Annotated in this window: 18 protein-coding genes; 11 read left to right on the top strand and 7 right to left on the bottom strand. The window is 56.4% G+C overall.

Features of this window, described 5'->3' with window-relative positions:
* Nucleotides 1-32: 32 nt before the first annotated feature.
* From ACSOSP_RS09300 to ACSOSP_RS09340, 9 genes are all read left to right on the top strand, one after another.
* Nucleotides 33-1,514 (top strand): MATE family efflux transporter, encoded by a 1,482-nt coding sequence (locus ACSOSP_RS09300; protein WP_455310755.1) that lies wholly within the window; start codon nt 33-35, stop codon nt 1,512-1,514.
* 61 nt (nt 1,515-1,575) lie between these two features.
* Nucleotides 1,576-2,463 (top strand): MBL fold metallo-hydrolase, encoded by an 888-nt coding sequence (locus ACSOSP_RS09305; protein ID WP_455310756.1) that lies wholly within the window; start codon nt 1,576-1,578, stop codon nt 2,461-2,463.
* Nucleotides 2,464-2,498: 35 nt separating this feature from the next.
* Nucleotides 2,499-3,101 carry a TetR/AcrR family transcriptional regulator gene (locus ACSOSP_RS09310; RefSeq protein ID WP_455310757.1) on the top strand — a complete coding sequence of 201 codons (603 nt, stop codon included), beginning with the start codon at nt 2,499-2,501 and terminating at the stop codon, nt 3,099-3,101.
* A gap of 49 nt (nt 3,102-3,150) precedes the next feature.
* On the top strand, nt 3,151-3,867 hold the full coding sequence (locus ACSOSP_RS09315) for an SDR family oxidoreductase (RefSeq protein ID WP_455310758.1): 717 nt from the start codon (nt 3,151-3,153) through the stop codon (nt 3,865-3,867).
* A gap of 86 nt (nt 3,868-3,953) precedes the next feature.
* Nucleotides 3,954-5,375 (top strand): amidase family protein, encoded by a 1,422-nt coding sequence (locus ACSOSP_RS09320; RefSeq protein WP_455310759.1) that lies wholly within the window; start codon nt 3,954-3,956, stop codon nt 5,373-5,375.
* A 912-nt stretch (nt 5,376-6,287) separates the two neighbouring features.
* Nucleotides 6,288-6,788: a pYEATS domain-containing protein gene (locus ACSOSP_RS09325; protein WP_455310760.1), complete on the top strand. Its 501-nt coding sequence runs from the start codon at nt 6,288-6,290 to the stop codon at nt 6,786-6,788.
* Nucleotides 6,789-7,147: 359 nt separating this feature from the next.
* Complete coding sequence (locus tag ACSOSP_RS09330) at nt 7,148-7,543, top strand: nuclear transport factor 2 family protein (RefSeq protein WP_455310761.1); 396 nt, start codon at nt 7,148-7,150, stop codon at nt 7,541-7,543.
* 36 nt (nt 7,544-7,579) lie between these two features.
* Nucleotides 7,580-8,467 carry an EthD domain-containing protein gene (locus ACSOSP_RS09335; RefSeq protein ID WP_455310762.1) on the top strand — a complete coding sequence of 296 codons (888 nt, stop codon included), beginning with the start codon at nt 7,580-7,582 and terminating at the stop codon, nt 8,465-8,467.
* Nucleotides 8,468-9,125: 658 nt separating this feature from the next.
* Nucleotides 9,126-9,533, top strand: coding sequence for a GFA family protein (locus ACSOSP_RS09340; protein ID WP_455310763.1), 408 nt, complete (start codon nt 9,126-9,128; stop codon nt 9,531-9,533).
* A gap of 217 nt (nt 9,534-9,750) precedes the next feature.
* On the opposite strand, the gene ACSOSP_RS09345 is transcribed toward ACSOSP_RS09340, so the two are convergent.
* On the bottom strand, nt 9,751-11,181 hold the full coding sequence (locus tag ACSOSP_RS09345; RefSeq protein ID WP_455310764.1) for an IS1182 family transposase: 1,431 nt from the start codon (nt 11,179-11,181) through the stop codon (nt 9,751-9,753).
* A 127-nt stretch (nt 11,182-11,308) separates the two neighbouring features.
* Nucleotides 11,309-11,563 carry a hypothetical protein gene (locus ACSOSP_RS09350; protein WP_455310765.1) on the bottom strand — a complete coding sequence of 85 codons (255 nt, stop codon included), beginning with the start codon at nt 11,561-11,563 and terminating at the stop codon, nt 11,309-11,311.
* A 68-nt stretch (nt 11,564-11,631) separates the two neighbouring features.
* Between ACSOSP_RS09350 and ACSOSP_RS09355 the strand changes: the two genes are divergently transcribed.
* Complete coding sequence (locus tag ACSOSP_RS09355; RefSeq protein WP_455310766.1) at nt 11,632-11,823, top strand: hypothetical protein; 192 nt, start codon at nt 11,632-11,634, stop codon at nt 11,821-11,823.
* Between the two features lie 58 nt (nt 11,824-11,881).
* On the opposite strand, the gene ACSOSP_RS09360 is transcribed toward ACSOSP_RS09355, so the two are convergent.
* Genes ACSOSP_RS09360 through ACSOSP_RS09370 form a run of 3 tightly spaced genes read right to left on the bottom strand, consistent with a single transcriptional unit; the run spans nt 11,882 to nt 13,863 of the window.
* On the bottom strand, nt 11,882-12,583 hold the full coding sequence (locus ACSOSP_RS09360; protein ID WP_455310767.1) for a hypothetical protein: 702 nt from the start codon (nt 12,581-12,583) through the stop codon (nt 11,882-11,884).
* A gap of 2 nt (nt 12,584-12,585) precedes the next feature.
* Entirely contained in the window at nt 12,586-13,695 is a 1,110-nt protein-coding gene (locus tag ACSOSP_RS09365; RefSeq protein WP_455310768.1) for an RNA-guided endonuclease InsQ/TnpB family protein, read from the bottom strand.
* A gap of 12 nt (nt 13,696-13,707) precedes the next feature.
* On the bottom strand, nt 13,708-13,863 hold the full coding sequence (locus tag ACSOSP_RS09370; RefSeq protein WP_455310769.1) for a helix-turn-helix domain-containing protein: 156 nt from the start codon (nt 13,861-13,863) through the stop codon (nt 13,708-13,710).
* Nucleotides 13,864-13,903: 40 nt separating this feature from the next.
* Between ACSOSP_RS09370 and tnpA the strand changes: the two genes are divergently transcribed.
* Nucleotides 13,904-14,362, top strand: coding sequence for an IS200/IS605 family transposase (tnpA, locus tag ACSOSP_RS09375; RefSeq protein WP_455310770.1), 459 nt, complete (start codon nt 13,904-13,906; stop codon nt 14,360-14,362).
* A gap of 1,122 nt (nt 14,363-15,484) precedes the next feature.
* Here tnpA and ACSOSP_RS09380 read toward each other — a convergent pair.
* Nucleotides 15,485-16,666: an integrase domain-containing protein gene (locus tag ACSOSP_RS09380; protein WP_455310772.1), complete on the bottom strand. Its 1,182-nt coding sequence runs from the start codon at nt 16,664-16,666 to the stop codon at nt 15,485-15,487.
* A 1,068-nt stretch (nt 16,667-17,734) separates the two neighbouring features.
* Nucleotides 17,735-18,760, bottom strand: a complete 1,026-nt coding sequence (locus ACSOSP_RS09385) for an integrase domain-containing protein (protein ID WP_455310774.1) — start codon at nt 18,758-18,760, stop codon at nt 17,735-17,737.
* Nucleotides 18,761-19,993 lie beyond the last annotated feature (1,233 nt).

Raw genomic sequence — 19,993 nt, forward strand, 5'->3', positions numbered from 1 at the left:
ATGCTCTATAGTATTATGAGCGTAATATAAAGATGACCGACGACATTACGGCCCGCGGGACATCGATCCAAGTACAGCCGGGACAATCCAATGAGGGAGAGCCAAAATTGACGACTCAGAATGAGCGCGAGGCCGCGAAGCTCCGAACGCGTGAAGCGATGCTGCACGGACCGATCTTCGCAACAATGATGCGCATGGCACTTCCAACGATCGGTGTCCTCGTCGCGCAAACACTTGTTAACGTTGCCGAGACGTATTACGTGTCGTTTCTAGGCAAGCCGGCATTGGTCGGCGTCGCGTTGGTGTTTCCCATCTGGATGCTCATGACAATGATGGCTGCAGGAGGGATTGGTGGCGGAGTCGCTTCGGCAGTCGCTCGGGCCGCTGGTGCGGGAAGGCATGGCGACGCCAACTCTCTCGTCGTGCATGCGGTCGTTATTGCGATTGCCTTCGGCCTAGCATTTTCGATCCTCACGATCGGAATGGGCTCCCGCCTCTACAGCGCGTTAGGAGGGACTGGCGAGGCGCTCCAATCTGCGAAGACTTATTCGACTTTCGTCTTCCTCGCAGCCATCCCAATATGGATTGTCAACCTCCTGTCGGCCGCGCTTCGGGGAATCGGCAATGTCCGGGTGCCGGCGATGGTGACGTTCATCGGTGCAGCCATTCTGGTACCGCTGTCACCTCTGCTCATTTTCGGGATTGGCCCGTTTCACGGCCTTGGCCTCGCAGGGGCTGGCATAGCCGTCAGCCTCTACTACTGGGTGGCTGCAGCCGCTCTGTTGCGATACATGGCTAGCGGACGGTCTAGTTTGCGTCTTTCACTTGAATCCCTTAGATGGCCGTTGTTCCGCGGCATCCTTAAGGTCGGGGTGTTGGCTGCGCTTGGCACCATTCAGTTGAATGTCATGGTGCTACTTGTCACCGGAGCAGTAGGCAAGTTCGGTATCGACGCGATCGGAGGGTATGGGACCGCATCCAGGCTTGACTACGTCCTCATTCCTGTCCTATTCGGAATCGGAACCGCAATCCTGACAATGGTCGGCACTAATGTAGGTGCTGGACAAGTTGCGAGAGCGAGGAAGATTGCTTGGATTGGAGTCGCTGCCAGCGTCGCAATCACAGAGGCGGTGGGCCTTTTCGTCGCGATCTTTCCCGGCCAGTGGATCGGCCTGTTTTCGCATGATGCGGCAATCATGGAGACCGGTTCGCTCTATCTGCATGTCGTTGCGCCCTTCTATGCCGCGAACGGAATCGTCTTCGCCCTTGGCTTCGCTGCGCAGGGCAGCGGTCATATGTGGCGAATTTTTTTTGCGGGCACGGCGCGCCTATTGATCGCGGCCGGTGGCGGATGGATGGCCGTCGTCGTCTTCGGCCTACCTCAAGCAGGCCTGTTCGCCGTCGTCGCGGCCGCAATGATTATTGCCGCGGCCATATGCGTGGCCACAGAACTATCGGGTGCCATGTGGCCCCGTCCTGCCAGCCACACTGGATCCGCAGTTAGCGCGTCGTAACGGTCGCTACTTATCCGGGTTGCGAGCAACTTTGCACTCCAAACAGAAGGGAAAGCCAACAATGAAAACGACTGGCGGGACAAGCTGGCAGATCGGACAAGTAACCGTAACGCACATCGAGGAACTGCATGGGCCGAGCTTTCGGCCGGAAGATTTGTTTGCCACCTGGGACCCTGCGGTACTCGAAGAGCACGGCCATTGGATGTCTCCCAATTTCTATCAGCAATCGACCAATCAGGTCATCATGTCGGTGCACTCTTGGCTGATACGGACGCCCCAGCATACGATTTTGGTCGACACGTGTTGTGGCAACGGCAAGAACCGACCCGGGTCACCACACTTCCATCAGCTGAACGAGCCTTACCTCGATCGACTGCGGAGTGTGGGCGTCGAACCAGAAGAGGTCGACTATGTCCTTTGTACTCATCTCCATGTCGACCACGTCGGCTGGAATACCCGTCTGCTTGACGGGCGGTGGGTACCGACATTTCCTAACGCGAAGTATGTATTTTCGCGTGAAGAATTAGACTTCTGGGATCCCTCAAAAAATGCCCACCTCCCGGAAGAGCCTCGCAATGTCTTCACCGACTCCGTTCTTCCAGTCATCGCGGCTCAGCAGGATCATGTGGTGAGCATGACAGATCAGCTGAGCGACACTCTCTTGATTGAACCGACCCCTGGTCATTCTCCCGGCCACATCATGCTGCGCCTGATCAGCGGGCAAGACGAGGGAGTCTTCATCGGCGACGTGATGCACCATCCGATACAAATCTATCGACCGGATTGGAACAGCCAGTTCTGCATGAACCCCGAACAGGCGGTGACTTCGCGCATGCGCGTCCTCAAGCATTGCGCTGAGCGAAACTCCTTGATGTTTCCGGCGCATTTCGGTGCGCCGCACGCTGGACGGATCCGCAACAATGGTAAAGGGTTTTCATTTGACTTTTGACGGCGGCTTCGCCAGGTAAGGATCAAGGACCATTCATGCGCTACGCAAAAGGGCATAAAGACGATACGCATAATCACATCGTCAAGATCGCTGCTCAGATCTTCCGCGAAGAAGGAATTGAGAAAGTCGGTGTTGCTGCCGTGATGCAGCGCGCCGGCCTGACCGTGGGTGGCTTCTACAGCCACTTCACGTCGAAGGAAGAGTTAGTCGGAGAGGCTATAGGAAGTGCTGCTGACGAGACCTTGCGCCGCATCTTCAACAATTCGGACGACGGCAGTAAAACCAGCCTGAAATTGATTGTGGAACGCTATTTAAGCGTTGCACATCGAGACAATCCGGGAACCGGTTGTGTTGTGGCGGCGCTCGCATCGGAACTAAAGAATCGCCCGGAAGAAACGCGCGCGACCGTTACCGAGAAGACTACTGAAGCTATCGAGTGTATTGCGAATCGTCTTTCTTCCGAGGCCAGCGCGAAGGCACGAATGAGGGCCGCGGGCGCCATCTGGGCTGTGATGGTCGGAACGCTGCAACTTTCTCGCATCGTTCCAGATAAGGAATTGTCAACACAGATCCTGAAGGATGGCATTGCGAACGCGCTGAAGCTTGCCTCTGAGATGGAAAAGTCGAACGCCACGTAACGCCCTGAACGGGCAATCCTGACAACCACCAACCTCAAAAGTGATCGACATGGATATTCAAGGCAAGACTGTCCTCGTGACTGGGGCCAACCGCGGCATAGGTGCGGCGCTCGTGCGCGCATTCCTCAAACATGGAGCGGGCAAGGTATACGCAGGTGTGCGCGATCTCTCGGCCATGCCTGACTTCAATGACGGCAGGGTTTCAGCTGTTCAACTCGATATCACGAGGCCCGACGATGTTTCCGCCGCTGCCCAAAAGCTCGCCGAAATTGATGTTCTGGTCAACAATGCCGGCGTCATGACCGGCAGCGATATCTTGTCGGCAACTTTGGCTCAACTGGCAGCAGATATGGATGTCAATTACTACGGCACGGTTCGCGTGGTGCAGGCTTTCGCGCCCTTGATTGAGAAAAGCGGTGGTGGAGTCATCGCCAATGTCATTAGCGTTCTTGGGTTGGCTCCCATGAGTTACGCCGCCGGATATTCAATCTCAAAAGCGGCGCTGCTGTCGGCGACTCAGGCGGCACGGGCAAGCTTGAAGTCGAAGAAAATTAAAGTCGTCGGTATTTTTCCAGGCCCCATTGACACGCAGATGGCATCTCGCTTGCCAATCGAAAAAACTTCGCCGGATGTCGCTGCCGAAGAGATTCTGAAAGGCCTTATCGAGGATCAAGAAGATATTTATCCCGATCCCGTTTCAAAGCAGGTGTCCGGGATTTGGAGCCGTAATCCAAAAGGGCTGGAGCATCATTTTGCAACGATGTAAGGCCTGAATGGCTTCGGCGGGCGCGCGACTGCGATGGCGCTGCAGCCGTGTAGGGAAACAGCACAAATCAAATTGCGGGCAGAAATATGCATACTCAGCTTCACGATCTTGGCCTCGTTGCGGCAGCCGAAGCCATCAGAAACGGCGAAATCTCGTCAGAGTCTTATGTTACGCACCTGGTTGAGCGCTCAAAGGAGTTTTCCAGTCTAAATGCGTTCATTACGATTGATGAACCCCGGCTGCTAGAGAGTGCTCGGGCTGCGGATTTGACGCGACCAAAAGAGCCGGCAGCCCTTTGGGGCGTTCCGATTGCTGTCAAGGATAGCTATCTGACGCGGGGCATTAAGTCCTCGCTTGGCACCGGTATATTGAGCGACTACGTGCCAAGTCGGGAAGCCGACGTGGTGAGAACATTCAAAAAAGCCGGAGCACTGGTTTTTGGCAAGAACAATCTCGAGGAGATGTCCTTCGGCCTGACCGGCAAGAATTTTCACTACGGTCAGGTGAGGAATCCTTATGATGGTTTTCGTGTAACGGGCGGCTCTTCTTCGGGAGGCGCTGCTTCGGTAAGTGCGCGGATCGTCCCCGCCGCATTGGGGGGAGACACGATTGGTTCGATTCGCGTTCCAGCTGCACTATGTGGGGTCGTGGGCTTCAAGCCAACTCTCGACAGATGGCCGGGTTCTGGCGCGGCACCGATTGCGGAGCATCTTGATGTGGTGGGGGTGCTTGCACGAAATGTCGAGGATTGTGCCATCCTCGACGCCATTGTCACCGGTAGTCCGAGAACGTCAGAGCAGGCGCGGTCGGATCTTAAGAATGTGAGGCTTGCCTACGCGCCTAAACAATATCTGGAAGATGCGGACCCTGAAGTGGTCAACGCCTTCAATGAGACTCTGCGTAAGTTAAAAGATGCTGGTGCGGAAATCGTCGAAATCGATCTAGGCGCAGAGTTTATCCCTCTCGCGCAGCAGACGACGTTTGGGATTTTCTTTCACGAGACCAAGCCAAGTATCTCCAGGTTCCTCACCGATTACCAGATTCCGGCTTCCTTCGAAGAAATCTATGAAGGCTTGCACCCCGGCATCAAGGCGGGATGGGAACATTTTGCTTTGCCGGCCGGCGGCGGTTATTTACCCGAAGGCGACTACCAAAAAGTCCTCGCGCAAGCTCGCCCAGAGCTGCAACGTCGCTTTCGGCAGGGTTTTGCCCACGCTCCATTTCTGCTATTTCCTACAACACCCTGCGCCGCGCCTTTGATCGATTCGCAATTTAAATTCACGGTTGCGGGAAAAGAAGTGACCGACCTCTTCCTGGCTAACAACACCGTCCCATCGAGTGGCGCGGGTTTGCCCGGGATCAGCATTCCGATGAGTTTGACGGGCAATCAACTTCCGCTTGGGCTTGAAGTCGCTGCGGATGCAGGGCAGGACATGAAGCTCCTGGATGTTGCACAGCGCATCCAGGCCGTCCTGGGCCATATTCCTGGGCCAAAAGGATTTGCCTGAGCGACCGGCTGGGGTTGCGGGCCGCGTTAGTGCGGCCTGCCAGGTTCGTCGGTTCGTCGCGTAGACAAGTAAACTGCTGCCGACCACGAGAAGACCGTCCATGCCGTATCTCGATGGCTCGACGCCTCGAGCATGCGGGTAGGTCCGCCTGGTTGCAAGAAATCGGATGGGCCGCTTTTTTAAGCATAGTGGTCGTTTGGATGATGCTTCGTTCGTACGAACGAATGTCGCTTGATGGCCGACCCCGGTCCGACGTTGAACGGGAGGAGAGCTCCATTATTTACTGTCCCGCGTCGTGCGGAAGTCGACTCAACTTTGCCGTTAATCTTTGCGCCTTCACAACGGCCAATTCCGCGGGAAGCAGCGACCATCCATCCCTGCGATTCGGTTAGCAAGTCATCGTCCTTTCTACGGAAAGACGCATCTCCCTTTCCGTCACCGAGTGCCCTTCGTGACCAGCGGTTTCGCCATCGCGACAGACGGCGCAATCGATCGCTTCGCCCCGAAACGGGATATTCCGGCTACGATATATAGAGCCAACTGACGGTTGTGCATCGGCTCCGCCGTAAAAAAGTCTGGAATACGGTGCCTCGCTAGACAAAGTTTGTGCTATCGACTCGAGCTTCGAATGATGGTGAGGCGTTCGCCGCGGCGAAACGTTCAGCAAATAGAACTTGGATCTGCGCGGAGGTGCTTGAACATGAATAAGCGCATAGGACGAAGTGACCACACCGGTACTGGCCTACCGTCGACTGATGAAACACCGACAGGCAGCTGGGAGGATCTGCGAACCGTGGCGGTCGTTTTGGCGGGCGGTGTAGCAGTCGCTGTGGTGATCCTCTTCATACCATCCGGTCGAAGACTGATCCCGCAGTAAAGCTCATTACCGGGCTGATATGGCCATATGTGCTGATGTCATTGGTAATTGTCTTTCGACCACAGGTCAAGGCGCTACTGCTTGAGCTTGTTATGCGCGTGAAGGGCGGATCCCCCGTCGAATTCGGCACCTTCAAGTTGGGCAGCCTACCGGAACAAGCCCAAAGAATTCCCGCCCCGAGCCCCGTACAGCCGGTTACGCTGAGAAACATCGCATTGCTTCATACGAGCTTCTTATCTGAAGAGGCAACGCGCACGTTGGGCCACGGGCGACGCAAGTACTACCAATTCGAAGTCGTTGTGATGGCTCCAGACGCAGTGATGAAACGCATTGAATCAGTAACCTATCACCTTGAAGATACTTGGCCAAAAGAGCTTAGAACGCGAACTATCGAAGATCGCGACTCGCGATTCAAGATGAAGGATCTCGCAAACGGTACGTCGATCGTGTATGCGGAAGTCAGATTCCTGGATGACAAAGATCCGCTTCGCCTCAATCGGTTCATCGATCTACGCACCGACGGCCCGCGGATCTGACTACGCGACGCGTGAGTGGTGCGAGCGACCGTCGTCTGAGGCGCTCTGGCTGAATGTCGCTGATTAACCCCGAACCGGGTCCGTCGTTAAACCGGCGAAGTCGGCCGCCGTTGATCCATCTACGTCTGACAGAAGTCGACCCTGATCGGCCCTTCCCGAAATGACGCTGAACGTCTCAAGTCGGGACCTCACCTGCCGTTTGCGTACAACTCACAGCTCAGTCCATCGGCAATCGTGAGTTAAGTGCTCAACTCACTGTGCCTGCGGATCTTTTAATTCGCTCCAGACGGCCAAGTCTGAAATTCGCGCGGCAGCGCGAGCGTATAGTCAGTCATCTGTCACGGTGGAGATTTGCAAACATGAACGATCTCGCTACCAAAGAAGCGGATGCACTGGCGATTGTCAAAACGTTTTATCGCGGCGCCGCCGAGGGCAGGATAGTGGACTTCGAAAAGTATCTGGCCGACGACTTCGTATTGCTCGTTCCCGATTATCTTCCTTGGGGCGGTAAATACGACAAAGCCGGCTACGTGTCGATCCTTCCCAAGGTGGCAGCAACACTGGATTTCGCGAGGCTTTCGTACGAGAGCCTGACCGTACAGGGCGAACACGTCGTGGCTCTGATTCGGATTGGTGTTCAGGGTACTGACGAATCAATTCTGATTTCTGAGCATTGGGATATCTCAGATGGTCAGGCAAATCGGCTACTTGTAGCTTACTTCGATCCGAAGGTGCTTCTGGACAAGGTCGCGTAACGCCTCGCAAGGCGCCTACATCGCTAAGGAGTTTTGATGAATCAGCTAGATCTCTCTGCTCGTGACAAGGTCGTCAAACACAACGTTTACGCTTCCGTGAGACGGCGGGACGGCCTCCCACACGAATTATTTGCAAATTACTGGCGCGACGTGCACTCGACTCTTTGTTCGCGCTTGCCGGGACTCAACTTCTACGTTCAACAGCACTTCGACAGAGACTATTATGCGAATTTCTGGCCTGTCGCTGATGGCGTTCGCCGGATTGAAGCGAAGCTCGATGGGTCGGCAGAGTTGGGCTTTGCGAATCTTGAGGAGCAGGCCGTATTCGCCGAGGCAGGGAAGATTCTTTACGACGATGAATCCAACTTCATTAGTGAAGCCGTTGCTTACAACCTGCCCAACGGCTCGCTCACGCTTGTCGACAAGGATGAAAATGGCACTCGCAACGGGGCCGACCCATTTCATCGTATTCATTTGTACATGAGCCGCAAGCCAGGACGGGACACGACAACGTGGCTGACGGAAACGAACACCGCGCTCGCAAAACACGACGCTGTGGTCAAGTGGAAGTTGCATCTTCCTGAGCCGTACGACAATGATAAGCCCGCCCCTCCGTCGCCTAACGTCGAACACTGTGTCGCGGCGGACAGACTGAATCTCGCGGTTGCGGAAATCGCATTCGCCAGCCCCTTAGCGGCAAAGTCGCTGTTCTCATCGCCGATGTTCAAAGAAGTGCTGGGCGAACAGGCGCGACATGTCGACGCCATCGGCGTATATCTCGTGACCGGGTTTTACACGTTCGTTCGTGACGGCCGTCCGACGTTAGCAGGCTTGCGAGGAAGCCGGCCCGCGGAACTCATCACAACCTTGGGCGCAGTGAATCAGCTCGACGAGAGGGTTACTGCAAGATTTGCTCCGCGTTAGGCAGGCAATACTTCCTTTCAAAATATTCGAAGCATTCTGGCGTGCCGGCGACGTGAGATGCGGCCGTTCGAGCATGTCGGGGCCGCATGCCTGCGATTACGCGGCCTGTTCTTTCCGTGCGGTCGAAGATCTCCTTCTTACAAATCGCGCGTTTGGGTTTTCGGCTCGGCCGCAATCTTGTGGCCACGAACGGCCTAAATAGACCAAGCACCAGCCGCTCGACGCGAGGCGGTGAACGTCTCCAGTCGGCCGATTTGCGCCGGACGAGACGCGGAGCCGAGAGATGATGCAGCGGTGATGGGCCGCCGTTCAGGCTAGGGGGTACTCGTGCGATTGCGCTAATTTGGACTGCTACAGAATTACCATAGCAGGGCGGGGGACATAGACGTGGCGGGGCTGGAGGATCTCATTCCATCCCCTGAACTATCGCCGCCTTGAAACAACCGGCCAAAGTGATTTTGGTCGTCCCAGGTCGACCCAGAGCGTCCGATCGGGATTCCCTCAACCGGACATTCAAGAATGTAAAACCGGTCATTTGCTAAGCAATGACGGTGGCTATGCTGCGTGGGCGATATGATATTGCCGGTTAGCAAGCTTTTGATGGCGCACCTGTGAGATGCCAGCGACTATGAGCCAAGTGCCAAAAGGAAACAGCGGTATGACTGCTCCGTTTACCGGCGCGTGTGCATGCGGATCGATCCGCTATGTATGCTCGCGCGCGCCAGTTGCGACGCTAAACTGCCACTGCCTGGACTGCCAGCGCTCAAGTGGCGCTCCCTTTGCTTCCGGCTTTATCGTCAGGGTGTCGGACCTGACGATCACCGGCACGCCGAAGACGTACTCGGTTCGTGCTGGCAGCGGCAGGCTCGCGACTCGCAGCTTTTGTTCGGATTGCGGCTCCCCTTTATTTACATTCGGCGAAGCCGCTCCAGAGGTGATGTCTATCCGTTTCGCAACGCTAGACAACCCGTCGGAGTTTCAGCCAATGCTGGACATCTGGGCGTCCAGTGCGCAACCCTGGGTTTGCCTTAATGAGGCCATTCCTCACTTTCCTCAGTCGCCGTAGCACGTTCGTCGCCGTTCGCGCGACTGTCCGTTTCCGAGAAATCTATACCTGCGTGGTTTAGGGCCGCACTTGGCCCAGACCGTGTCAAAACGCGTAACGGCACAAACTCCGACGACACCTGCTCTCGCAACGGAGTGCGGATTATTGAATGCGGCATGTGGAACATCAATTTCATCAAAGAGGATGTGGTCAAGTCCCCGGTTGGTTGCACGCAGGCCTATGCCTGCAACGCTTTCATGACCGTTTCTGACCCGAGTAACTTAATGACTCGCTTCATGTTGTACGCAAGCACGTGCAGGCTCATCTCGGTGCTTACCCGCTCGATCGTTCGTGTTAAGAAATGCGTGGCTCCCATCCAAGCCTTGATTGTGCCAAACGGATGCTCGACGGTTTGCCGTCGGATACGCATCATGTCAGGGCTGTGATCAAGACGGATTTGCATCTCATCGAGAACTCCTTCGTGTTCCCAGCGCGTCACCCGGCGTTGTACGCTCGGCGTGCACTTGTCCTTTAACGAACACTGCTGGCAGTTCGAGCTCCAGTAACGGTGCAACTTTAGCTCTCGCTCGATCGTCACGTAACGCCATATGAGCCGCTCTCCCGCTGGGCAGCGATACTCGTTCGCCTCGGCGTCGTAAATGAAATCGTCTTTGCTGAAGCGACCGTGAGCCGTCGCACCCGACGTCACCGTCTTCGGTACGAACACGGTAATGCCAGCTTGGTGACACGCGAGTATCTCCTCGCTTTTGTAATAGCCTCTGTCCGCAACTGCCGTGAGTTTCTCGACGCCCATTTCCTTACGCGCGAGCTTGGCCATCGGCGTGAGCTGGTCTCGGTCAATACCGTTGTTGGTGACCTCGTGCGCGACAATCAGATGGTGCTTTGCATCGACCGCTACCTGGACGTTGTAGCCGACGACGCCTGTCCCCCGCGTCTTCATCGAACGCGCGTCCGGGTCCGTGAGCGACACTTGCTTGTCGGGAGCCTCGTTGAGTTGAACTTCGACTTGCTTGAGGATTTGCATTTGCTCTTTGAGAGCCGCGATCTTGTCTTGCAGCCGCTCCGTCTTCGCCTTCGCGATAGTGGGTTCTTGGCGATCGGCGGTGTCCATTTGCGCAAGATAACGGCTGATGCTTGCCTCGATATCTCGCATTCGCCGCTCCAGTTTTGCGCTCGTGAAGTTGCGGTCGCGATGGTTCACTGCCTTAAACTTGCTCCCGTCTATCGCAACGAGCGCTTCGGCGAACAGGTCCAGGCGTTGGCACAGCATGACGAACTGACGGCAGACGCTGCGGATCGCTTTGCCGTTGTCTTTGCGGAACCGCGCAATAGTCTTGAAGTCCGGTGCCAAGCGGCCCGTGAGCCACATCAATTCAATGTTGCGCTGGGCCTCGCGCTCAAGGCGACGACTGGACTGAATACGGTTCAGGTAACCGTAGATGTAGATCTTGAGCATCACCTCAGGATGATACGAAGGCCGGCCGGTAAGTGCTGGTTCGACGCCTTCAAACCCAAGCTTCTGAAGATCAAGCTCGTCTACAAAGACATCGACTACGCGCACGGGGTTGGTGTCCGTCACGTAGTCGTCGAGCGCTTCGGGAAGAAGAAAGCTTTGCGTACGATTGTCACCCTGAACGAACCGCTTCATCTCGCTCACCCCGGTATCGGATAAGAGATTTTAGCTCTTCAAAAAAGCGTTTTGACACACTCTGGGCCGATCACGGCCAGACCGTGCACGACCGTCACACCACTGCCCCATCTGCTCCAGCGGTTATTCATCCCGACCGGGTTGGGCCCTTTTGCCTTTGCTTCGCGTCGGCGACCACCTCCCTCAGAGCTTCGATGCCGGCGTCCGTGAAAGCGGTCACAGTGACCAGTTCATCCGGGCCACAGTCCAGGTTGTCGACGACGCTGAGGCACCCGTCTTCCGGCTCCAGATTCATCAGAACGAGTTCTTCCAACCAGTCCTCAGGTTCCCCCAGCATCCTGGCAACACACGAGATGGTATAGACGTAAGACGGTGCGGCCATCAGGCATCCTCCCGGATCGAATGTGGGAACATCACTGCGGGGCTTCTAATGCAAGGCACGCCGGGCGGATGGATAGCCGGCCGGACTCATTCATCTCGGCACCGCGCTGCGCCCTTACGACGCCGGGCCGGGGTACACCGCGTGAGAATCCGCTGCTAGCCATTCCGCGCCTGGGCAGCCTCGGCGAGGATATCGAGGTATTCGTCATGATCGACCCTGTCGTCGCTGGGAAGTCCATGCTCGGCATGCTGTTCGAGTAGGACTTCCCGCTCGCTGGAGTTGCTTGCCACCGAACTGATGCGGCTCGGCTCTTGTCGATTAACGCGGCCGAAAGGCGACCATTCGCGCACAATGTTCATCGAACGCTTCGGGGCGAGAGTCTATGCGGCTTTCAATGGCATCGACCACACGCGCCACGCTGACATGTCGCTGCCGACTCGAAAAGAAGCGGATCGTGCGCAGCCGTAGGTAATGATAGAGCTCATCGGCCTCAAGTATCGATTCAGGCAAGAGCGGATGCAGCGCGCAAGGGGGAGTGGCCGCAACAGCGAGACTTTCAACCAGGCATGCGTGCTGTAAGTGCAACGGGCGCAGGCATCGAACGGCGGCAGCTTGCCTTCTGAGCGGCGAGGTGTGAAGCATCGCTTCGCGTTCTTCGTTGACGACGCTTATGGTTTCTGCGTCAGGGCCCGGCGCAACACGTCCCCGAAGCTGCATTGCCATCACGACGAACGCGCCGAACGGGCTCACAACGAGGATGTCGAGCTTTGTCGTTGAAAAGCGTGTACCGGGTGCGTGTATCAAGATCACGCGCTCGCGTAAGACGTAGTCGTCAATGCCCAGACGATCCAGCGTTTGTCGAAATGTATCCGACACCGAGGCTCTGGCTGAGCTCAAGCCCGTCGGAATGCAGGGCGCATTTTGATTTGCGGTGTCGCATGCGCTCTCAGTGCAATCAGGGCCACCGGTTTTGCCTACAGCTGTTTGAATCAAGATGCTCACCTCGATGAACTCTCCCACCGCTAAGCGTCTTGTGACGCTGTAGCGAGGGTTTCGCGGGTCTCAGACTTTGACTTGGCGCGTTGCCGCGCCAGCGGTTTCGGTCTCGCCGCCACGCCCGTTCCAGGCGTGTGCGCATCGATCAGGACAACCGACGCTGCGTTTTGGTCGCGTTGTGCCGTGTGTCCGCAGTGCGTGCACACGTGCATGCGTTGCGCAAGCGTCTTGGGCACGATCTCCCAACACATGGCGCAGCGCTGCGACGGTTTTAATTGACGCGTGTTTGAAACGTGCAGTCGCGTACCAGCTTCTACCGCTTTGTACGCGAGCATGTTATGCGCCATGCTCAATCCGGCCGACAGAATCTCGCGATTTAAGCCGGCCTTTTGCTTGACCATCCGCCCGGGATTGTCCTGCGTGCCGGCGCCCGAACGGCTCATGTTGTTCACGCGCAGTTCTTCCGTCGCGATGACGGCGTACGACTTCACCATGCGCGTCGTCGTCTTGTGGAGGAACTCGCGGCGCACGTTTCCGATGCGCTCGTGCACCTTCGCGACTTGCTTGCCAAGCCGCTTATATCGAATGGATCCGCGTTTCTTGCGCGCCTGCTGCCGCTGAAGGTCGGCCATGCGTGGCATCTCGTTGCGCACGAATCGCGGATTGGCGATCGTCTCGCCGTTATCGAACGTGGCCCAATCGTTGATGCCGAAGTCCACGCCGCGGTGAGCGTCGCCAGTGCGGACACGGGCGCACGCGTCTTCCGATACGCGCAGCGTGAGGGACGCAAACCACTCGCCATTCTTGCGCGTGATCGTCAGGTCGTTGGGCTTGGCGCCGGCTCCGAAACGATGCTGGCCACGCGCGCGGATCGACATGGCGTGCTTGCCGGTACCGATGCGCAGCGTGGCACCACGGCCGCCGTGCTGCATGAGCTTCCAGCCAGCCGGATCGGGATAGCAGAATCCAGAGAAGCGCTTGCTGGCCTTGAACCTCGGGAAGCCGGGCGTCTGACCAGCCTTGACGCGCCGGAAGAACGCCTGAAACGCGAGGTCCAGCTTGCGCAGGGTTTGCTGTAGCGCATGCGAACCGAGCTCGACGAACTCATGACGAGCCGCCTTGATCTCGGGCAGCACGTTTTGCTGGTCTTAGTATCTGATCGATTTGCCGTGCTTGCGGTAGGCGTCGATGCGCTCCTCGAGCGCCGCGTTGTAAAGCTCGCAGTGCAAGCGGATCCAGCCCGTCAGGCGTTCGGCCTGAGTGGCGTTCGGATACAGCTTGAATGTGACTTTGCGGCGTTCCATAGCTGCTATACTAGCACGAATTAATCGTTAAGGCGCAAGCGTGGAAAATGCCAATAGATCTAGTTCTCACGCCGTTTATAAGCTTAAGCTACACGTCGTTTTTGTGACGAAGTACCGGCTCAAGACGTTGTCGCCGGATCTGCTCGGATACCTAGAAACGGCGTTCGGCGAGATCCTATCGGCGTGGCGTTGCAAGTTGCTGGAATTTGGCGGCGAAGCGGATCACGTGCACCTGCTGATCGACATCCATCCGGCGCTAGACATATCGGTGCTGATTAACAACTTGAAGACGGCGAGCGCGCGGCGCACGCGAAACCGGTTTGCCGATCACCTGGCGCCGTTCTACCGAAAGCCGTTGTTTTGGAGCCGAGCGTACTTTGTCGGGAGTGTCGGCGGCGCCACACTGGAAACGGTGCGTGCTTACGTAGATGCGCAAGGCACTGAGGAGCACGCCCGGAAGTCGGCCGCGAAGAATCCAAAAACAAAACCGTTCGCTTGACCCCCTCCTGATCCGGTCGGCTTCGCCTATGGGTTCGCAAGCGAAGCGGCCGGACTAGGAAGGGGAATGGGCTCATATATGTTCAACGCTGACGCGGGTTGCGCTGTCGCTGGACGCCGCCGCACTTCGAGGCAATACCGCGATTGGACGACATCTGCCTGGGTGACGCTTCAAAAACGGAAAGCAAAGCGCGGTAGCTGTATCGACAGAACGAGCGTCGCGAATCGGACCCGAAGCCGCCTCTCGAAAACAGCCACCAACGATGTCACTCCCTACGGCCTCGCAGTGAAGGCGCTCGGCCGCACACAATGTTTTTCGAACCCTTCAGGACGCGAGTCTGATAACAAGTGACTATCGATTACATCGACCACGCGCGCCACGCTCACGTGTGGCTGCGCGCTTGAAAAAAATCGAATCGTTCGCAGCCTCAAGTAGTGGTAAAGCTCAGCCGCCTCAAGTATCGACTCAGGCAAAAGAGGATGCAGCGAGCAAGGGGATGCGGCGGCGACGGCAACACTTTCAACGGGGCATGCGTGCCGGACGAGTAATGAGCGCAGGCATCGAACAACTGCGGCCTGTCGCCTGACCGGCGACGTGCGAAGCATCGCTTCGCCCTCTTGGTCGATGACGCTCACGGTCTCTGCATCAGGGCCGGGTGCAACGAGTCCCTTAAAACCCATTTCCATCACGACGAATACGCCCAAAGGCGTCACCACTATAACGTCGAGTTGTGTCGTGGGAAGCCGTGTTCCGGGCGCGTGAATCAAGATCGCGCGCTCGCGTAGGACGTAGTCAGCGATGCCGAGACGATCAAGTGTTTGCCGAAACGCATCGGATACGGAACACATCGCTGTGCCCTCGCCCTTCGGGACGCTGTGCATCTTTTCGTTTACCGTGTTGCGCGCGCTCTCACCGCGACCTGTGCAGTCGGCTTTGTCCACAGTTGTGTGGGTCAAAATATTTACCTCGCTCAGTTAGGTTGATACCAGCCTAATGAAGAGGTTGGAAAGTCAAGCAACGACGACGTCGCGACAGCCTGGGCCGCCTCAAGCAATCCGGGCCACCACTGGCAACGATAGAAAGTAGCGACGTCTGCGACACATTGCGCCTTGCGTCAGATATTTAATTGTCGCTGCCGTCAGCGGTCGATACGGGGCCTTCGGCGTTGGCCAGTTTCCCGAGCACGCGGTACAGCGCTTGGCGGGAGATGCCGAGGGCTTTCGCAGCGTGCGATTTGTTGCCTTTCGCTTCTTCGAGCGCTGCACAGACTTGCGCGTAACTCACCACAGGGGTGTCCGCTTTGCGGATCGCCGCGAATGACGAGATGTATGCACTCGCCTTCGTGGCTAGCCCGTGGCCCGCGGCCGCCACGATTCGCTCCATTGCCAATTGGTGCAACTCAGGATCTGGGCGGAGGTCGGAACGCTTGATCGGCGCAGGCACTCCGGTCACACTTTCGTACATTCGTTGGAGGTATGCGTGGCGCAAGCCATGTACCGTCACGCCCAACGCCTTTCGTGCGACGCCCTGGCCCTGCAACACGACGTAGAAATGGCGATACCATTTTTTGAGCGTCCATGGCTCAGGAATCATTGAGCCAGTACGCGGGTTAGACAAGTGAGCCGCACGGATCAATAACTCGTATTGCCACTCTTCCTCAATCGGTACCACGCGCGGGCGACCGCCTTTCGTGCCATCAATAATTTGCAGATGCCCCGAAAGACGCAGACACTGGAGTGGGCGCAACAGCATGCTCTCCTGTGCGCGCAAGCCGAACGCCGACTGCAATTCAACTTGAATCGCCACCCAGCGGTCTCGCTCGGTCAGACGCGCGATCACATCGTCGACGTTCACGTTCGCCGCTTCCCACGACTTATCCTGTTGCGCCACGTAATAGCGCCTATAGCCTTCGGGACGCTCAATGTAGTCGTCTACCGTCCCGACGAGCTGATGCTTGCCCATCCACGCAGCAAGTGTGCGCCAATAGGTTAGCTTGTTTTCGACCGTCCCTGGACTTTGCTTCTTTTGGTTCACCCAGAGGTTCACCAGGTGCCGAATGTGTTTCTCCGAAAGATTCCAGGGCGTTTCAAGCGCAAATCCATCGGCCCGAAGTTCCTTGAAGCCAGCGATTAAGCTCGCGACGCGACGCTCCTGTGTTTTCATTGAAATGGCATTTGCAGTCACACGCGTTTTGCTATGCGCACGAAAAATGTGTTTCTCGAAAAGCTTCTGGAGTTCCTCTCTTAAACGCTTTGGAAGGTTTGAGCCATCTAGCGCACGCAAGAAATTCAAAATGACTTTCATATTGGCCAAATTTAAAAAGCGGCACCGTCCCTATTGAAACGACACCTCGGGTTAATGACACAGTGCTTGCGTTCCTGGACTTTGCCGATAGCTTTGTTGATCCACCCGGGCGAGGGAAGGACTGCCCTGATGGTCCTCGCCCCTATCGCACGGACGCGGCTAGCCAGTCATTGCGTTCAAGCAGCGACCAGACGATTCTTCTTGCGCGATTTTGTTCGGCAGCGCGAGCCGGTCGGTATGGTTTAGAAACCCGCACACTCACGTGCAGACAGTCGCTCGCACGTGTTCAAGCGGCTGCAACAAGATCGTTTCGGATGGCGACCCTTCAGAGCGCGCCTCTTTGTGCTCGGACCGGCGGCGTCGTGATCGGACGCAGGAAGAAAGACGAGACCCAAACGCTAATGTCCGGTCCGACTTGCTCTCAGTAGAAGTTCGTTTCCGAAATCAACTGCGAGCCAAATCACCACCAGTCGTTCGGGGCACTCAGTTTCCGCATTCTGATACTTGGACAGCCTGATCCTCATAGCGGTTTGCAGCACTATGGCACGACGAAAAATGCGTGGTACGAGATGTTGATAGCACTGCTCAGCTCAATGCAGTGTTCACCGCAATAGGTGAATGTGCCGTGCCGATAGTCCCAGACCGCCCGTGCGTCAACTCGAAGCGTCATGCAGTACTCGCTAAAATCACTCGACCCTCGGCTCCGATACAGGCAAGCCGGTACAGGCACCCATTCGAGACAAAGGTGCGAAAGAATGTTGCTGCAAATAGACTGCGCATAAAAAGATAGCGCAATACAGCCCGGAAATACGATGGTTCAAAGAAGAAACACTTCAACTGCGCCATTGTCGCAGCGCGACACGAATTATGACCAACTTCTACAATTTTAACCACGATAGTCCTCTGCGAAAATGATAGAAACTCAATGCGCTTAAAGCGCACACTAACCTATCAAGGTTTAGGGGATTCTGAAAAATTAATCGACCGTTTGACTTAAAATTTCAACGGGACCGCATCCCTTGTTTGCTCCTCATTCGCATTGCTGATCACACGTTGCGCCGCTTCGCGCTAAGACTTGAGTATCTTTGATTCTTTCACTGACGCAATCGTCGACAAGTATTTTGTTGACTCAGCGGTAAGCCCAACGCCAACGAATTCGATAAGGCGCAGCATTGCTGCGCGACGCGCGTCTCCGTTGAGCGTCAACTCGACGTGGTCTACAAACAGATCACCGGTACGCTCCTGTGACCGAGACGGATTCGCCATGCGGTCAGCGTAGGCCGCGCGCAGACCACTAATCGTGACGCCCCAAATCGTGCGCGATAGACCTTGAGAGCGCAATACGTCGTAGTAGTGGCGATACCACGTCTTCAATGTCCAGGGCGCGGGATACATGACGCCATTCGTCGGGCTGGACAAGCGCGCCGCGCGCAGCAACAGGTCATATTGCCAGCGCTCACCAAGCGTTATTACTCGCCCCCCCCCGTTTCTCGCTCCATCAGGAATATGCAATTGTCCTGACAACCGCAGAAACTCCAACGGCCGAAATAGCATGCTGCTTGTGGGTCGCAAATTGAACGCGCATTGCAGTTCGACCTGAACACTCACCCAACGGTCCTGCGCGGCCAAGCGCGCCACGACATCATCCACGTGAATGTACGGTTTGTCTTGAGCGTTATCGGTTCGCCGCGCATAGGGGCGGCCGTACCCACTTGGTTTTTTGATGCAATCGTCGACGATCGCGAGAAGCGGGGCTTTGCGCATCTTCTTGGCGAGCTCGCGCCAGTGCGTGAGCTTGCTCAGAACAACAGGTGGGCATTGCCCGCTCTTATCGATCCACAGATGCATCAGATAACGGATATGCTTTTCGCGCACATACCAGGGCGAGCTCAATGCATACCCCCCGGCACGAAGCTCTTTGAATCCGGTGATCAGAACCTGAATCGCTAATTCGGATGCCTTGTCCGAATCGTTGCCGAGCACAATTGCGGTTTTTCCTCTTGCAAGCCCGCTTGACGACATAAGCGCTAGCAGATCCTCTACCAGACGCTCGGGTAAGCGCACTTGTCTTCCCACATTCGGATTTCGAGACATAGGTTTTCAACGAAGAAAGATTTTCGATTACGGTCGGCCTACCGAGGCGCCGTGTTCGTCGTTTGCTGGTCAGCCGGCGACGGGCAAGGCTGCACGCCTGCAGCGAAGCCGAGAGCACGAGTGACCAGTATCATGAGTGTGTACTGAAGTTTCCGCGCCGCCCGTCGCTGAAGCGGGTCGCGCGCGGGCCTTCACATGAAACAATCTTGTGACCCTTCCAGTTCGCGCAAACATGGTGGTCTTGGTCGTATGCATTTTTACGTTCATGGTCCTTGGGTAAGGTAAGCCGTCGTGCCGATCGAAACGACGGAGTGGTTGGATGGAACTGCTCGCTTGCATTCCGGAACTTTAGAGATAACTGTTTGATCTACCAGATGCAGGGAAGCGGCTGCACTCCGATAGTCCCAGGTCACATCGTGACTTGGGCTACTCAACCGAAGCACAATGTGCGACAACTGAGCAATTCTTTTTGCGCATTTTTGGTTCGGCTGCGCGTGCCGATCGATAGAGTTTCAGAAACCCGTACGTTTGACGTACATGTGGTTTCCCGCCCCTGACAGGCCGCTGCATCGTTGCCGCAGTGTGTCGGGCAGCTTGCAGTGCGCCCAGCAACTAAGCTGAGGGGGCGTGGTGAATGGTCGGGGACGCAGTGGGTCCGGTCACGTGGTCCTGAATCAACGCTGGGTGTCGTCGGTTCGACGATCCAGCGAGGTTGATGGGCGCGAGATGTGCGGTACTGGAACACTCGCGAGTCAAGCATTGAGTGAGCGTCGGCGACGCCTGAAAATAAGATGGCTTTCTTTGAAAACGCTTGAGGCAAGTTGGGGAGAGTTGGGGCCATAAGGCTCAGGTCGATGCGTCGATGGCGCGGGGAATGAGAAGATCGTAACGCTGAGCACAGCCCGAATAAGTTGGAATGCTTAAGAATTTGCTATGTCTCTCGCCATCAGCCGGCCATGGAAACTCGGAGAGTACTCAACGCGAACATGCCCCTGTGACGACAGCTGCGCCGAGAACAGGATCAGGTCTTTATACCGGCAAGCGACAATGACTAGGTCCGGTTGGACATGCTGCTTGACCTTATGTATTCCTCATTCGTCCTATAGCAGGCTTAAGCGCCCGAGCAATGCGTCGAGCATCGAGTAAGCGTGCGCCCGACGAATGAATGCCCTATTCTGGGACGGCGGATCGGCGCCATTGTCGTTTTCTTACGGACGTCGTCAAATAGCAAGC

Source organism: Caballeronia sp. KNU42 (assembly GCF_053760385.1).

Bases quoted from the DNA above. Each gene is read 5' to 3' on its own strand.
- ACSOSP_RS09340 (WP_455310763.1), top strand. From the start codon at position 9,126: ATGACTGCTCCGTTTACCGGCGCGTGTGCATGCGGATCGATCCGCTAT.
- ACSOSP_RS09350 (WP_455310765.1), bottom strand. From the start codon at position 11,563: ATGGCCGCACCGTCTTACGTCTATACCATCTCGTGTGTTGCCAGGATG.
- ACSOSP_RS09380 (WP_455310772.1), bottom strand. From the start codon at position 16,666: ATGAAAGTCATTTTGAATTTCTTGCGTGCGCTAGATGGCTCAAACCTT.
- ACSOSP_RS09300 (WP_455310755.1), top strand. From the start codon at position 33: ATGACCGACGACATTACGGCCCGCGGGACATCGATCCAAGTACAGCCG.
- ACSOSP_RS09330 (WP_455310761.1), top strand. From the start codon at position 7,148: ATGAACGATCTCGCTACCAAAGAAGCGGATGCACTGGCGATTGTCAAA.
- ACSOSP_RS09370 (WP_455310769.1), bottom strand. From the start codon at position 13,863: ATGGAACGCCGCAAAGTCACATTCAAGCTGTATCCGAACGCCACTCAG.
- ACSOSP_RS09355 (WP_455310766.1), top strand. From the start codon at position 11,632: ATGGATAGCCGGCCGGACTCATTCATCTCGGCACCGCGCTGCGCCCTT.
- ACSOSP_RS09335 (WP_455310762.1), top strand. From the start codon at position 7,580: ATGAATCAGCTAGATCTCTCTGCTCGTGACAAGGTCGTCAAACACAAC.
- ACSOSP_RS09345 (WP_455310764.1), bottom strand. From the start codon at position 11,181: ATGAAGCGGTTCGTTCAGGGTGACAATCGTACGCAAAGCTTTCTTCTT.
- ACSOSP_RS09305 (WP_455310756.1), top strand. From the start codon at position 1,576: ATGAAAACGACTGGCGGGACAAGCTGGCAGATCGGACAAGTAACCGTA.
- ACSOSP_RS09385 (WP_455310774.1), bottom strand. From the start codon at position 18,760: ATGTCTCGAAATCCGAATGTGGGAAGACAAGTGCGCTTACCCGAGCGT.
- ACSOSP_RS09315 (WP_455310758.1), top strand. From the start codon at position 3,151: ATGGATATTCAAGGCAAGACTGTCCTCGTGACTGGGGCCAACCGCGGC.
- ACSOSP_RS09325 (WP_455310760.1), top strand. From the start codon at position 6,288: ATGTCATTGGTAATTGTCTTTCGACCACAGGTCAAGGCGCTACTGCTT.
- ACSOSP_RS09310 (WP_455310757.1), top strand. From the start codon at position 2,499: ATGCGCTACGCAAAAGGGCATAAAGACGATACGCATAATCACATCGTC.
- ACSOSP_RS09320 (WP_455310759.1), top strand. From the start codon at position 3,954: ATGCATACTCAGCTTCACGATCTTGGCCTCGTTGCGGCAGCCGAAGCC.